The organism is Actinoplanes sp. NPDC089786 (assembly GCF_040684855.1).
GTDB lineage: Bacteria > Actinomycetota > Actinomycetes > Mycobacteriales > Micromonosporaceae > Actinoplanes.
In genome coordinates this window covers 995,524-1,008,897 of record NZ_JBFBGU010000001.1, presented here as the reverse complement: position 1 = coordinate 1,008,897, position 13,374 = coordinate 995,524, and the positions used below count along the sequence as shown (strand labels likewise).

Genomic DNA, 13,374 nt, shown 5'->3' with positions numbered 1-13,374 from the left:
CCGACCATTCGGGCTAGTGACAATGCGTTAGGACGCGCGCACCCTATACCGCATGTCTTTGAGCTCGATGTCCCTGCTCACGGCCATCCTCGTGGGCATCGCGGTGTTCGGACTCGGCTACGTGTGGAGCGGCTTCCGCGCATCGCGTGTCCTCCTCAAGGGAGCGAAGGGTAGCGTCCCCAAGGCGCGCGCCCTCTACTGGGGAAACCTCGGCAAGCTGATCAAGTGGGGCGTCGTGGCCGCCGCGATCCTCTTCGTGCTGGTCACCTGGAGCGCCCGCGACGCGCCGGCATCGTCCGAGAGGCCGGCGCCGTCACCGTCCCCCTCAGCTCGCCGATAGCTCCGGCAACCACTGCCCGGCCAGCATGAACGCCCCGACCACCAGCACCGCGATCGTCACCAGATAGAAGAACCCGACCCACATGACCGCGGGTACGCGCGTGAGATGCGCCAGCTGATCGGCGTCGGACTCGGGCATCCGCCCCCGCCGCCGCAACTTCTGCAGCTCACCGACCGGCCGCACGCCCCCGACCAGCAGGAACCACACCCCCACGTAGGCGAACGCGGCCTGCACCTGGGGCGACGCGTACCAGGACACGGCGAACACGATCGCGCCGGTGACCAGGAGCGAGATCACGCCGAACACATTCCGGATGTTGATCAGCATGAGCAGCAGCAGCACGATGGCCAGCCACAGCAGCAGCGTGATCCGGTTCCCACCCAGGATCCAGGCGCCGGCCAGCCCCACCAGCGACGGCGCGATGTAACCGGCCAGCAGCGTGAAGATCATGCCCGGCCCGGTCGGCCGCCCCGCCGACAGCGTGAGGCCGGAGGTGTCGAACTCCAGCCGGATCCCCCGCAGCCGGCGCCCCGTGAGCAACGCGGCCAGCGCATGGCCACCCTCGTGCGCGATGGTCACCGCGTTGCGGGCGATCCGCCACACCGGACGAATGGCCACCGCGGCCAACGCCACCAGCGCGGTGATCAGCGCCAGCAGGGCGGGCGGGTCGGGCTGGGCGCTGAACAGCTCGTCCCAGATGCTTGTCACACCGTCGATCGACACAGCCCGCGAGCGTAGTCGATCTGTCCGGGTCCCAGCTGTGCGACCTTCTGACCGCTATCCACTTTCTGACCGCTTCCCACCTTTTTGGGTGTCGGCTCCGACGCGGTGGGGTCAGGCTCGCCTCCGGGCCACGGCCCTCGCCGGTTCGCGGTTGCCGATCATCCGCATACCGGCTTCGCGACTGCCGATCAACCGCACGCCGGTCTCGCGACTGCCGATCAACCGCACGCCGGTCTCGCGACTGCCGATCAAGCGCACGCTGGCTTCGCGATTGCCGATCAACCGCATAGCGGCGAAGCCGCCGGCCACGATCACCAGAGCGGCGATGACCAGGACGGTCACCAGCGGACTGGCAGCCGCGGCAAGCACTGCCACGTCGGCCACGGCGACGAGCATCCACAACGCGAGTGTGGGCATGCTGCCGTGTTTTCTGCGAACCATGGTGCACCTCCATCCGTGTCCGGACGGATCAGTACCCCTTGAATCGGACGTTCACTCGCATCACGCCGGCTTGAACCCCTTGTAGATCTGCTGGAGCACGGCCTTGTTGGCGTCCCAGTTGTCCGGCGACGTGTAGTACGAGATCCCGAACGCCTTCTTCGAGTTCACGATGATGCCGCGCTTCTGGGCGTGCTGCGGGTTCCCCGACGTGGTCGTGTACGTGAACTCCCAGTCGGCCGCCTTCTGGAAGTAGCCCGAGATCGCGCCCAGCCGGATCCGCTGGTAGTCGCGGTACTGGTTGCCGCGGCGGTCCTCCTCCTGCTCCTCCCAGTCCTTGACCGGGTCGGGCTTCGGCTGATCGGTCTGGTCGATGATCAGCAGGCGGTGCTCGGTGTCGTCCTGGAAGTAGACCTCGGAGCCACGCTGCTGCGCCTTGAACCCCTTGGGCAACGCCACCGAGAACCCGTCGCCGTTGTAGACGGTCCAGCCCGCCGGCACCACGACCTGCGCCGACGGCTTGGTGGCGGGCGGTGTGCTCGGCTTCCCGGTGGCCGGCGGCGTCTTGTTCTCGGCGTCACCGTCGTTCCCGGCCGGCGGCGCCACGTTCCCCGTCGCCGCGGGCGGCTCCGGCGCTCCGGTCGGCTCCTCGTCACCAGCCATGGCAAGCGGCACGAGTACGACGACCAGCAGCAGAATCACGGCCAGAATGGCGATGCCGATCGCGGTCTGCTTCCGCGTCAACGTGGTGCCGAAGATCGTCACCCCTCGCGACCGCATCGTCGGCGGAACCAGCGGCTGCCAGGCCGGCCGGTTCGACCGCGGGAACGAGGGCGTGTCACTGGTCTGATCCGGCCGCACCCCGATGACGGCGGTGCCGGCGGCGGTCTTCGCGCTACCCGGCTCATCCGGAAGCCCGCTCAGATCACTACGCGTGGCGTTGGCCAGCGCGGCGGTGGTGACCCGGGCCGTCTTGTCCTCGGTGTTGGACACCGGCGTGCGGGTGGTCGCGTCATCGGCGCCCGACGCGGGCCCGCTGGTCGTCTTGCCATCAACGGCCGACCCGGGCTTGCCGGTCGTCTTGCCATCAACGGCCGACGCGGGCTTGCGGGCGGCGGGCACGGAGATCTCGGATTGGGCGCCACTCCGCTCGTTGATCTGAGCGGCGACCTCGGCGGCGGCCAGCCTGGCGTTGGTATCGGCGGGCGTTTGAGGGGTACTCGCCGTCCCCGGCTCGGCTTTCGTTTTGGCCTGGTCCGTGCCGGTCTGACCTGCCGTCGGACTCTCGGTCGTCGCGCCCGCTGCCACCGCTGGCCCGGCCGCTGAAGCGGCGTGCGTGGTCGGCTCGGTTTCGGCCGCCGTGCCGGGCGTGTCGGCCAACCCCGCATCCGATTCGGCGTGATTTGCCTTGGTCTCCCCAGCGTTGGCCTGCTGGGCCTTGGCCTGCGCCTTGTCGGACTGGTCGGCCTTGGTCTGCGCCGCGTCGGACAGGTCGGCATCGGTCTGCGCTGCGTCAGACTGGTCCGCCTTGGATTCGGCGGTCTCGAGCTCGGCGGCCGCTGATGCAGCGGCCGACGTCGCGTCGGTCTGCGCGGCTGCGGACGGCCTGGACTCCGCGGGGGCAGAAGCCTTCCCGCCCGCTTCGGCCGTCGGCGAGCCGTCACTGTCTGCCTTGGTCGCGGCAGCCTTCGCGGGATCGGCGGCGACCGTGCCCTGCTCGCCCGTCTGCGCCACGTCACTGTCGCTGGCGGGCGTTCTGGTCGCGTCGGATCCGGCCGCCCCGGCGGTGGCGGCAGCCTTCGCCGCGGCGGTGCGGCCACGCCCCTTCTTCGCCCGAGCGCCCTTGGCCGTCGTCGAGCCGGCCGTCGCCGTCTCGGGGACCTTCGCCGCCTGGGCGCCGCTGGTGACCTGCGATGAGCCGGCAGCACCGACGCCGCCCTCGTCAGCGCCCGTAGTCTCGGTCGTCTTGGCGCCGGTCGCCTTGGCACCGAGCTGCTCCGCGCCGGTCGTCTCAGCGTCGGTCGTCGTGGGGGCGGTCGTCTCAGGGCCGGTCGTCTTGGCGTCAGTCGCCTTTGGGCCGGTCGTCTTGGCGTCGGCAGTCTTGGGGTCGATCGCAGCCTTGGCCGACAAGGCCTCATCCGTGGACTGAGCCTGACCCGCCAAGGCGGACCCGCCGCCCTGCGACCCAGCCACGTCCTGCGATGCCGCTTCAGTCACGCCCTCCGACCCAACAACACCCTCCGACGGGGCCTCCGTCGTTGAGCTAGCGCCCGCTGTCGCCTCAGATGTGTCCTTGGTCGGAGTGCCGGCCTTCGACGAGCCCTTCGCATCGACGACATCCGCCGCCGTCGCGGCCACCGGCTCGGCACTGGTCGCAGCAGCTGGCTCGGCGCTGGTCGCAGCAGCTGGCCCAGCCTTACCCGCCACCTTGCCGCTGGTCTCGGTGAGCGCGTCGGCGTCCGACCTCGTGCTCGTCTCGGCCGCCGGCTGAGCGCTGGCTGTGGTCGCTTTTGCCTGATCGGCCTTGGTCGCCGCGGCGGGCTTCGCCTCTGCCTCGACGGCGGCCTCGACGGCAGAACCCGCCGACTTGGCTCCGGGACCGTCCATCTCGGCGGCAGGAGCAGCCGACTCAACTCCGGGACTTTCCGCCCCGACGGTGGGAGCGACCCTATTGGCGGGAGCGGCCGTCTCGGCGGGAGCGGCCGTCTCGGCGGGAGCGGCCGGGGCGGCCGTGTCGGCAGCAGGAGCGGCGGATTTGGCTTCGGGCGTTGCGGCTCGGCCGGTCGACGGGTCGGGGTGGCCGGGCTTGTCCGCGGATTCGGGCTTGGTGGGCGTGGCGGCTTCTGAGGGCTGTGCCACGGGGGTGTTGGGCTCGTCGGCCAGAGGGCCGCCTGCGCCCCTCGCGGGAGTTTTGCGGGTGGGCGGCCTGCTGCTGACCACCGCGGTGCGGTCGTCGGTGGGGGTCGCCTCGGGGCGGCGGCGCACCACTGAGGTGGCGCCGGTGTCGACTGATGCGCCGGCTGGCGACGTGGTCAGCGGCGGCTGGGCCGACGACGGGCGCTGCGGGGCCGCGGGGGCGCTCTGCGGGGCTGCGGGCGCGGGGGCCGTGGCAGCGCTCTGCGGGGTGGCCGGCGGGGACGGGGTGGGGTGGACGACCGTGGTCGGTTCGGCGGTCGGGCGCTGGCGGGACGGTGGGAGTCCGCGGGCGGCTCGGCGGGCCTCCTGGGCGGCCAGGTACTGCTGGGAGGCGGCGGCCAGACGGGCCTCGGCCTCAGCCTCGGAGAGGGGTGGGCCGCTGCTGGTCTGGTCGGCGGGGTTCGGCGCGGGGGCGAAACCCTGGGCCGCCGAGGGCTGCGGGGAACCGGGGTGGGCGGGACTCTGCGGGCCGGGGACCGTTCCGTACGTGCCCCGGGTGCCGTGAGCAAGCGCGCCATTTGCGCTCGACGGGTCGGGACCCGGTGTCGCCGCAGAGCCATCTCGCCCCGTTGTTGCGCCTGTCGAGCCTCGTGAGCGCGTACCCCCGCCTGGAATTTGATCTTCTCTTACCGGCGGGGTGTCAAGGCGCGTGGGAGTTTCGGGCGTGGGGCGGCCGACCGAGGCCTTGCCGGGCGCGAAGACCGGGCGGCCCGTAGCCGGCGGCGGACCGGGAGTGACGGGAGGCGGCACGGGGCGGCCACGGGGCGGAGTGCCACCCGAGGCGGCCGGCGGCTGTTGCGGGCGGGAGACCGGCGGGCGCGGACCGGGGACGACCGGAGCCGCGCCGGTGGTGGGGCCGGGGACGACCGGCGGGCCGGAGCGCTCACGGCCGACGCCGGGGCGGCGCATCGTGGGGCTCATCGGGAACGACAGCTTCGAGCGGCGGCCGGTGGCCCGCTGGAGCAGGCGCTCGGCCTCGATGGCGTCGATGCGGTGGGCGGGATCTTTGCGCAGCAGGCCGTTGAGCACCGGCTTGAGCGGGCCGGCGTTGCGGGCGGGCGGCGGGTTCTCGGTGGCCAGGGCGGCCAGCGTGGCGATCGCGGACGGCCGCGCGAACGGCGACGAGCCCTCCACCGCGGCGTACAGCGTGGCGCCCAGCGACCACAGGTCGGCGGCCGGGCCGGCGGTGCCGTCGCGGGCGCGCTCCGGAGCGATGTACGCCGGCGAGCCCAGCACCAGGCCGGTCCGGGTGACATCGGGGTTGCCGGGCAGCGTGGCCAGCCCGAAGTCGGTGAGCACGACCCGGCCGTCCAACCCGATCAGCACGTTGCCGGGCTTCACGTCGCGGTGCACGACGCCGTTGCGGTGCGCCGCGCGCAGGGCGTTGAGAACCCCAAGACCGATCTCAGCGGCGCGTACGGCCGGGTAGGGCCCGTCGGCGGCCAGCTTGTCCTGGAGCGAACGTGACGGGACGTACTCCATCACGATCCAGGGGTCGGCGTCGGTACGCAGCACGTCGAAGACGCGCACCACGTTGACGTTGTTGAGCCGGGCGATCGCACGCGCCTCACGCAGCGACCGCTCGCGCATCTCCTGCCGCTCGTCATGGGTCAACCCCGGCGGCGGCACGAGCTCCTTGATGGCGACCTCGCGGTGAAGCACCACGTCGTTCGCCCGCCAGACACGACCCATCCCGCCCTGACCGAGCGGCGCGATGAGCCGGTAACGGTCAGCGACAATGAGCGGGGGGGAAGTAGACATCACGCAGAAAATACCCGGTCATGTCTAGGCGCAGCTAATCGATCAGCCGAGTGTGGGATTCGTGTCACCGAGCCCTCCCCGAGATTGTCGTAGGCTCTGTCGATGGATGCGGAACCGCAGGTCAGCGTCGTCCGAGGCACACCGACCGAAGAAGAGCTGGCCGCGCTGCTCGCGGTGGTCGCCGCCCGGGCCTCAAGATCCTCCATGTACGCGGTCTCACATCCGCCCCGGTCGGAGTGGGCCCGCAGCGCCCGCCCGGTAAAAGGGCCCTCCTCCTGGCGCGCGTCGGGCTTTGTCCACAGGGCGTCCTGAGGGGCGCTCGGAGCCGCTACTCTCGCGGTGGATCCGAACACATCGACGTACGTGAACGGATCTTCACGGTGTTCCGTCCGGGGAGGGAGCGGCGATGCTGGCGGAGGAGGACCGCGGGCCAGGTTGGCTCCGCGACTACGGCTACACAGATTTCGGCACGATCGAGGCCGACATCGCGGCCATGGAGGAGTTCGCGAAAAAACTCCGAACCGATGTGGAGACCAACTACGTCCCCCACCTCACGAGCGTGACCGACAAGATGCTCACCGAGCTGCCCCCACCGGCGGCAACGTTCCCCGAGCTCGTCGGCTTCATGGAGGAGCACCTGAGGGTCCAGGACGCGACCCACATCAACGTCTACAACTTCGCCAACGGCACGAACACCTTCGCGACGGCGGCGCAGGAGATCAGCCGGGAGTACGACGGCAGCGACGCGTTCGCCCAGGCCCGCGTCAAGGACGTCGACAACGCCTTCCACAGCGCGGTGACCCCGATGGGCGAGGTGGCCCCCGATGCTTGATCCCGGCGGAGGCGGCGGCTACGGCGGCACGAACTGGGCCAACGCGTCAATGGTCGACATGTGGATGACCCTGCAGAACCAGGACACCACGCCGCATTGGCAGCTGGTCGACGGCTGGCGCAAGTCCTACGAGCTGACGTTGCAGCACATGTCGGCAGTCCGGAGCTACCGGGAGAACCTCGCCACGGCGTGGCCGCCCGGCAAGAGCCCGGCGGCCGCCGCGTATGTCGCCCGGCTGGACGAGCTGCTGGGCCACCTGAAGGAAACCTACGATGCGGCGATCGCCAACCACAGCGCCCTGAGCAGCGCGACCCTGTCGATCAGCTCGACCCGCACCGAGCTGGAGCGGGTGGTCACCGAGTACCTGGCCAACGAGTCCAAGCTCGTCGACTACGAACACGCTAAAGAAGTCGCGGCCATGCCGGTCGGCGGCAAAGGCGCAATGCCGCGTCCCACACCGAGGAACCCGGTGCCCACAGGCCGCCAGGCCGAACTGGAGACCCGCGCCCGCGGCCTAATGTCCAACCTGAGCATCGACCTAATCGAAGCAAAGTCCCAACTCCGCCAGCCGAAGCCATATGACCCGTCCAAGAGCGTCAGTGACGACAAAGAGATTAGGAACGGCAGCGAATATTCCGCACCTCCGCTTCCTCCTGTCGTCCCGTTCGACCCTGACACAGGCGCGCAGTCGTCTCCGTCTCACCTCGCGAGACCTAGTCAGCAGTTTCCGGCCAGTGTGGGCAGCGTGACACCGACGGCACCCGGTCATCCTGGGCTTGTGCTCGGGGGGAACCAGCCGCCCCTTGTTGGACCACAGCCTCAGTCACCAATCGTAACGCCGTCACCGGGCCTCCCCGGTCCGACAATCGGCGCAGTACCTGGCTTGCCCGGTGCACCGATCCGGCCTATCGGGAAAGCCCCCGCAGGACCAGGTCCGATCGGTGGCGCGCAAGGCGGTGTTAGCTCTGGATTGTCACGTGCAGCGCCAGCGGGGCCGCGCGGCGCAATCCCGCCGGGCGGAGTCATTGGCGCACCTCAGGGGCCGGTCTCGCGGACTGCGCCGCAGCGCGTGAATCCCGTTGGGGGCGTAATTGGACAGAGTGCCGGGAACTCGGTTATGCCGATGGGATCACCCAACTCGGCCGATGATAATTCGGGCTCGCAGGGTCGGCGTTGGGATCCCGATAACCCATGGGCTACGGCCGAGGGAGTACCACCTGTCCTGATGCCTTCGAAAGAGCAGCCTGTCGATCCCGGCCCTGCAATCGGACTCGACTAGAAGTCATGCGAAAAGCTCTAACTATCGCCGCCATAGCCGCTCTGGCCGGCACGATCACTTTACCCTCAACACCCGCGCGGGCAGATGACATTCGCAAGTCGATGTGGCATCTCGGCTATCTCAACATTGCCCAAGCCAACGCGATCAGCACCGGCAAAGGTGTGACGGTTGGCGTCATTGACACGGGCGTCGCGCCTCACCCCGACCTGCGCCGTAACTTGCTGTCGGGCCACGATGTGGTATCCGGAGGCGACAGCACGGGCAGGACCGATACTGACGGACACGGAACAGAGATGGCTGGGCTAATCGCGGGACACGGCCGGTCCGGTGAAGCGGGCGTGGTCGGCATCGCGCCCGAAGCGAAAATCTTGCCCGTCAAGGAATCCAACGCGGAGGACAACGGTAACAGCGCGACGATCGCCAAGGGCCTCGATTGGCTTTCTTCCCAAGAGGTGCAGGTCATTAACATATCGTCAGCGGCCGGCCCTTCAATCGCGCTCGAAGACGCCGTCCAGAAGGCGCTCGCCAGTGATAAACTTATCGTCGCCGGCAGCGGGAATCGGCCGCGGATGGTCACCTTTGGAAATCCCGCATCCCTAGACGGCGTCTTAGCGGTCGGCGCGATCGACAAAAGCGGTAAACACGCCGCGATCTCAATGAAGGGATCGCCTGTCCAGATCTGTGCCCCAGGAATGGACATCACCAGCACTGAGCCCAAAGACCGCTATGCAACCTTCGACGGGACATCGCCTGCGACGGCAATCGTGTCAGGGGCTGCTGCGCTCGTTCGAGCAAAGTTCCCGGATCTGTCAGCGCAACAGGTCGTAGAGCGACTTACGTCAACTGCGACTGACATCGGTCCATCCGGGCGGGATGATGAGTGTGGGTTTGGGGTGCTCAATATCGTCAAAGCATTGACTGCCGACGCCCCCGCCACCGGTCAGGCCAGTGACGCTCCCCCGGCCACGTCCACCGCCGGCACCGGCACCGGCACCGGCACCGGCACCGGCACCGGTCAAGCCTCGCCCGAGACGGACTCTTACGGGGTACCCGTCGGAGCAATTGCCGCCGTTGTCGGGGGCGGCGTGGTGCTCGTCGGAGGGCTGATCGCTCTGCTTGTCGCTCGGCGGCGGCGTGTGCGGTGAAGTTCGGAGACACATCGGTGCAGTGGGGGGTCACTGTGAGCTGTGGTCTGTAGCGTGCAGGCTGTGCTGACCGACATTTCGTACCGTCTTGTTCTCGCCTCTGCCAGCCCGGCCCGCCGCGCTCTGCTCAAGGCTGCCGGGATTGACGTTGATGTGCTGGTCAGCGGCGTGGACGAGTCTGTTGTCGAGGCCGAGGACGCGTACACGCTGAGTTTGGCTCTGGCTCGGATGAAGGCTCGCACCGTCGCGGCGCGGATGCAGGCTGACCCGGGGGTGCTGGTGCTGGGGTGTGACTCGGTGCTGGCGTTCGAAGGGCAGATTCTCGGCAAGCCGGCCGACGCGGGTGAGGCGGTTGAGCGGTGGCAGGCCATGCGGGGCAAGTCGGGGGTGCTGCACACGGGGCATCACCTGACCGACCTGGTCACGGGGCGGCAGGCCGAGGATGTCGGCACGACTGTGGTGCACTTCGCGGACATCACCGACGCGGAGATCGAGGCGTACGTGGCGACCGAGGAACCGTTGCACGTGGCCGGCTCGTTCACGATCGACGGGCGTGGCGGGGCCTTCGTGGAGCGGATCGAAGGTGACCCGGGCAACGTGGTCGGGCTGTCGCTGCCGCTGATGCGCCGCCTGCTCGGCGAACTCAACGTGTCCATCACGCAGCTGTGGAGAGACTAAGAGTGACGTACGAACCGCTTCAGCTCACCCCGGACCTGCACGCCTACCTCCTGGCCCATTCGACGCCGCCCGACGCCATCACGGCCGATCTGATCGCCGAGACGCGGGCCAACCTGCCCGACGCGGCCGGCATGCAGGTCGCACCGGAGCAGGCCGCCTTCCTCAAGATCCTGGCCGCGGTCACGCAGGCCCGGAACGCCGTCGAGATCGGCACCTTCACGGGGCTGTCGTCGCTGGCCATCGCCCGGGGAATGGCCGAGGGCGGCAAGCTGATCTGCTTCGACGTCTCCACCGAGTGGACCGACATCGCCCAGCGCTACTGGCGGCGGGCCGGCGTGCAGGACCGCATCGAGCTACGCATCGGGCCGGCGGCCGACGGGATCACCGCCTTGCCGGCCGAGGAACACCTGGACCTGGTGTTCATCGACGCCGACAAGGAGAACTACACGACCTATTGGAACGCGCTCGTGCCACGGATGCGCCGGGGCGGCCTTGTCCTGGTCGACAACGTCCTGTGGAGCGGCCGCGTGCTCGACCCGCGGGACCAGCGTGACCGGGGCGTCGTCGACTTCAACGCCGCGGCGGTGGCGGACACACGGGTCGAGCTGGTGATCGTCCCCATCGGAGACGGCATCACGATGGCCCGGAAGCTCTAGCGGAACCGGCCCGGAACCTCTAGCGGACCGAGCGGGCGAACAGCCGCGCCGCCCAGGTCACGGCCAGCACCGCCAGCAGCGCCATGATGAGCAGCCCCTGCCACACGTCGGGTGAGCCCAGATCGCCTCGGAACAGCGCCCGCGTCCCGTCGACCGCCCAGGAGAACGGGTTCCAGTTCGCGATGCCCTGGAGCCAGCCGGGGGCGTACGTCAGCGGCAGCAGAATGCCGGACAGCAGCAGCACCGGCTGGGCCACCGTGTTCATCAGCGGCGCCAGCGCGTCCTCGCTCTTCACGGCCAATGCAACGCCATAGCTCACTGCCGACGTCATAAGTGATATGAGCGCGAGCATGAGGTACGCCAACAGCAGGTTCCCGATGAACACCCGCAGGTCGAAGGCCAACGCCAGCAGGGTGATGATCACCGCCTGGGCGATCAGCGACACGGTGTCCCGCAACGAGCGCCCGAGCAGCAGGGCGAGCCGGCTGACGGGGGTGACCCGGGAGCGCTCGATCACCCCGGCCCGCAACTCGGCGATCAGGCCGAAGCCCTGAAACAGCCCGCCGAAGATGGCGAGCAGCACCAGCAGGCCGGGCACGAAGATCTCGTACGCCTCAGCGTCCGTGCGCACGCCCAGCGCCGGCTTGAGCAGCGGGGCGAACAGCAGCAGATACATCACCGGCTGGAAGAGCCCGACCGCGATCCACACCGGGTTCCGCAGCAGCAGCTGCATCTGACGGTTGAAGATCAGTGAGATGTCGCGCAGCAGTTTCATCGCTCAGCTCTCCCGCAGCGATCGGCCGGTCTTGGTCAGGAACACGTCGTCGAGGCTGGGCCGGTGCAGCTCGATGGTTCTGAGCTCGACCGACGCGGCGTCGAGGGCCCGGAGGATGAGCGGGATCGCGGCGGCCCCGTCGTCGACGTAGAGCCGCACGCTGTCGTCATGCGTCTCGATCTTGGTCACGAACGGGGCCGAGTCGAGGGCTTCGGCGGCCGCCGAGACGACCGGCGTGGACACCCGCACCACGTCGCCGGAAATGTCACGCTTCAGCCAGGCCGGTGACCCGGAGGCGACCACCACTCCGTGATCCATGATGGAGATCCGGTCACAGAGCGCGTCCGCCTCGTCGAGGTAGTGCGTGGTGATGAAGATGGTCATCCCCTCGTCCCGGAGCCGGCGCACCTCGTCCCACATGTGGGCCCGGCTCTGCGGGTCGAGCCCGGTCGTCGGCTCGTCGAGGAACACGACCTTCGGCTCGTGGATGATCCCGAGCGCGATGTCGACCCGGCGCCGCTGGCCGCCGGAGTACGTCTTGCACTTGCGGTCGGCGTACTCGGCGAGCTGGAAGCCGTCCAGCACCCGGGCCGCCCGTTCGAGGGCGGCGCTTTTCGAAGCCCCGTACAGCCGCGCCTGAAGAACCAGCTCCTCGCGCGCGGTCGACTCGTCCCAGGTGCTGCCGCCCTGCGCGACGTACCCGATCCGCCGGCGCACCTCGCCCGGGTCCCGCAGCAGGTCGACGCCGTTGATCGTGGCGGAGCCGCCGTCCGGCTCGATGAGCGTGGCGAGCATCCGCAGGGTGGTGGTCTTGCCGGCGCCGTTCGGGCCGAGGAAGCCGAAGATCTCCCCCGCGGCGACCTCGAGATCGACGCCGCGGACGGCCTCGACCACCTTCTTCTCCCGGCCTTGCCGGGACGTGAACGACTTACGTAGCCCCTTCGTCTGGATCATACGAAGGAGGCTAGGCCTCTCAAGCTGGACTAGTCAAACTTGATTATTCGACCCAGCCCGCCGGCGCCTCGCCCGGCCGCTGCGGCGTGAAGCTCTCCGGCACGTACGGCGTCCCGTCCTCGATCAGCTTCGCCGTACGCTCGCACCAGCGAATTTCCGCCTCACCCATGTCGATCGACCGCTCCCACATCCAGCTCACGAAGACCGGCTTGGTCTTCACCCAGTCGGCCTCGTTGGCCGCCCGAAGCTGCTCGATCCCGGCCCGCAACTGAGTCGCCCGATTACGCAGCGCAGCCGCAGCCTCATCACGCGGCAGCGCCGGCAGAAACGAGAACGCCGCCATGAACGGATCGGCCGGCCCGGTCAGGTTCCACCACTCGTTCCGCAGCAACGCCTGAAACTCCGCCGCCCCCCGCTCCGTGATGCCATACGTGGTCCGAGCCGGCCGCGCCCCCACCTGCTCGGTGGCCACCTCATGCAGCAGCCCCTCATCAGCCAACTTGCGCAGAGCGTGATAAATCGACCCCGGCTGCACATTCGCCCACTTGTCGGCACTCCAGCTCAGCAGCTCCCGCCGCACGTCATAGCCGTGCACCGGCTGCATCCACTGCACCAGCCCGAGGATCATCATGCGAGTTGCCGACATGCCGACAAGTTTATTAGACAAGTTTGACCAAACACCAAGATCAAGGGCCGGTCGCAGCCGGGTGGGTGGTGCAGACCGCTGCTCCCGCCGAGGGTCGCTCCGCTCCACCTGCGTAAGCGGTCACCCTCCGGCCGCTGACGCGGCCCACCTCCGGCCGCTCGCGCGGCCCACCTCGCCGGGGGGTGGGCTGCGCTGCGAGACGGGCCGCCGCCTCCCCCACCCCGGCACTGG

Annotated in this window: 14 protein-coding genes and 1 pseudogene; 8 read left to right on the top strand and 7 right to left on the bottom strand. The window is 69.2% G+C overall.

What is annotated here, in order from left to right; translation table 11 throughout:
- Window positions 1-52 precede the first annotated feature (52 nt).
- The gene (locus AB0O15_RS04885) at window positions 53-340 is read left to right on the top strand and encodes a hypothetical protein (protein WP_364314093.1); all 288 of its coding nucleotides are present in this window, start codon (window positions 53-55) and stop codon (window positions 338-340) included.
- On the opposite strand, the gene AB0O15_RS04880 is transcribed toward AB0O15_RS04885, so the two are convergent.
- From AB0O15_RS04880 to AB0O15_RS04870, 3 genes are all read right to left on the bottom strand, one after another.
- Window positions 326-1,063, bottom strand: coding sequence for a M50 family metallopeptidase (locus AB0O15_RS04880; protein ID WP_364314091.1), 738 nt, complete (start codon window positions 1,061-1,063; stop codon window positions 326-328). The two genes, AB0O15_RS04885 and AB0O15_RS04880, sit on opposite strands and share 15 nt — an antisense overlap.
- Before the next feature lie 111 nt (window positions 1,064-1,174).
- Window positions 1,175-1,504: a hypothetical protein gene (locus AB0O15_RS04875; protein ID WP_364314088.1), complete on the bottom strand. Its 330-nt coding sequence runs from the start codon at window positions 1,502-1,504 to the stop codon at window positions 1,175-1,177.
- A 60-nt stretch (window positions 1,505-1,564) separates the two neighbouring features.
- Window positions 1,565-3,631, bottom strand: a complete 2,067-nt coding sequence (locus AB0O15_RS04870) for a hypothetical protein (protein ID WP_364314086.1) — start codon at window positions 3,629-3,631, stop codon at window positions 1,565-1,567.
- Window positions 3,632-3,803: 172 nt separating this feature from the next.
- On the opposite strand from AB0O15_RS04870, the gene AB0O15_RS04865 reads away from it, so the two are divergent.
- Window positions 3,804-3,992: a hypothetical protein gene (locus tag AB0O15_RS04865; RefSeq protein WP_364314083.1), complete on the top strand. Its 189-nt coding sequence runs from the start codon at window positions 3,804-3,806 to the stop codon at window positions 3,990-3,992.
- A gap of 762 nt (window positions 3,993-4,754) precedes the next feature.
- Here the strand turns inward: AB0O15_RS04865 and AB0O15_RS04860 are convergent.
- A pseudogene (locus AB0O15_RS04860) lies at window positions 4,755-6,178 on the bottom strand (protein kinase); the annotation flags it as partial.
- Between the two features lie 102 nt (window positions 6,179-6,280).
- Between AB0O15_RS04860 and AB0O15_RS04855 the strand changes: the two are divergent.
- The 6 genes from AB0O15_RS04855 to AB0O15_RS04830 all read left to right on the top strand — a co-directional run bounded on the left by AB0O15_RS04855 (window position 6,281) and on the right by AB0O15_RS04830 (window position 10,768).
- Entirely contained in the window at window positions 6,281-6,490 is a 210-nt protein-coding gene (locus tag AB0O15_RS04855; protein ID WP_364314081.1) for an acyl-CoA carboxylase epsilon subunit, read from the top strand.
- Between the two features lie 94 nt (window positions 6,491-6,584).
- The gene (locus AB0O15_RS04850) at window positions 6,585-7,010 is read left to right on the top strand and encodes a hypothetical protein (protein WP_364314078.1); all 426 of its coding nucleotides are present in this window, start codon (window positions 6,585-6,587) and stop codon (window positions 7,008-7,010) included.
- Window positions 7,003-8,289 (top strand): hypothetical protein, encoded by a 1,287-nt coding sequence (locus AB0O15_RS04845; protein ID WP_364314075.1) that lies wholly within the window; start codon window positions 7,003-7,005, stop codon window positions 8,287-8,289. Before AB0O15_RS04850 ends, AB0O15_RS04845 begins: the two co-directional genes overlap by 8 nt.
- A gap of 5 nt (window positions 8,290-8,294) precedes the next feature.
- A complete protein-coding gene (locus AB0O15_RS04840; protein WP_364314073.1) occupies window positions 8,295-9,434 on the top strand; it encodes a S8 family serine peptidase in 1,140 nt (379 codons plus the stop codon).
- A 63-nt stretch (window positions 9,435-9,497) separates the two neighbouring features.
- Window positions 9,498-10,112 (top strand): Maf family protein, encoded by a 615-nt coding sequence (locus AB0O15_RS04835; RefSeq protein ID WP_364314070.1) that lies wholly within the window; start codon window positions 9,498-9,500, stop codon window positions 10,110-10,112.
- A gap of 2 nt (window positions 10,113-10,114) precedes the next feature.
- On the top strand, window positions 10,115-10,768 hold the full coding sequence (locus AB0O15_RS04830) for an O-methyltransferase (protein ID WP_364314067.1): 654 nt from the start codon (window positions 10,115-10,117) through the stop codon (window positions 10,766-10,768).
- Between the two features lie 19 nt (window positions 10,769-10,787).
- Here AB0O15_RS04830 and AB0O15_RS04825 read toward each other — a convergent pair whose 3' ends face one another.
- Genes AB0O15_RS04825 through AB0O15_RS04815 form a run of 3 tightly spaced genes read right to left on the bottom strand, consistent with a single transcriptional unit; the run spans window position 10,788 to window position 13,143 of the window.
- Window positions 10,788-11,543, bottom strand: a complete 756-nt coding sequence (locus tag AB0O15_RS04825; RefSeq protein ID WP_364314064.1) for an ABC transporter permease — start codon at window positions 11,541-11,543, stop codon at window positions 10,788-10,790.
- Window positions 11,544-11,546: 3 nt separating this feature from the next.
- Window positions 11,547-12,497, bottom strand: coding sequence for an ATP-binding cassette domain-containing protein (locus AB0O15_RS04820; RefSeq protein ID WP_364314062.1), 951 nt, complete (start codon window positions 12,495-12,497; stop codon window positions 11,547-11,549).
- Between the two features lie 43 nt (window positions 12,498-12,540).
- Window positions 12,541-13,143: a PadR family transcriptional regulator gene (locus AB0O15_RS04815; RefSeq protein WP_364314060.1), complete on the bottom strand. Its 603-nt coding sequence runs from the start codon at window positions 13,141-13,143 to the stop codon at window positions 12,541-12,543.
- Window positions 13,144-13,374 lie beyond the last annotated feature (231 nt).

Bases quoted from the DNA above. Each gene is read 5' to 3' on its own strand.
- AB0O15_RS04885 (WP_364314093.1), top strand. From the start codon at position 53: ATGTCTTTGAGCTCGATGTCCCTGCTCACGGCCATCCTCGTGGGCATC.
- AB0O15_RS04875 (WP_364314088.1), bottom strand. From the start codon at position 1,504: ATGGTTCGCAGAAAACACGGCAGCATGCCCACACTCGCGTTGTGGATG.
- AB0O15_RS04855 (WP_364314081.1), top strand. From the start codon at position 6,281: ATGGATGCGGAACCGCAGGTCAGCGTCGTCCGAGGCACACCGACCGAA.
- AB0O15_RS04850 (WP_364314078.1), top strand. From the start codon at position 6,585: ATGCTGGCGGAGGAGGACCGCGGGCCAGGTTGGCTCCGCGACTACGGC.
- AB0O15_RS04845 (WP_364314075.1), top strand. From the start codon at position 7,003: ATGCTTGATCCCGGCGGAGGCGGCGGCTACGGCGGCACGAACTGGGCC.
- AB0O15_RS04840 (WP_364314073.1), top strand. From the start codon at position 8,295: ATGCGAAAAGCTCTAACTATCGCCGCCATAGCCGCTCTGGCCGGCACG.
- AB0O15_RS04825 (WP_364314064.1), bottom strand. From the start codon at position 11,543: ATGAAACTGCTGCGCGACATCTCACTGATCTTCAACCGTCAGATGCAG.
- AB0O15_RS04820 (WP_364314062.1), bottom strand. From the start codon at position 12,497: ATGATCCAGACGAAGGGGCTACGTAAGTCGTTCACGTCCCGGCAAGGC.
- AB0O15_RS04815 (WP_364314060.1), bottom strand. From the start codon at position 13,143: ATGTCGGCAACTCGCATGATGATCCTCGGGCTGGTGCAGTGGATGCAG.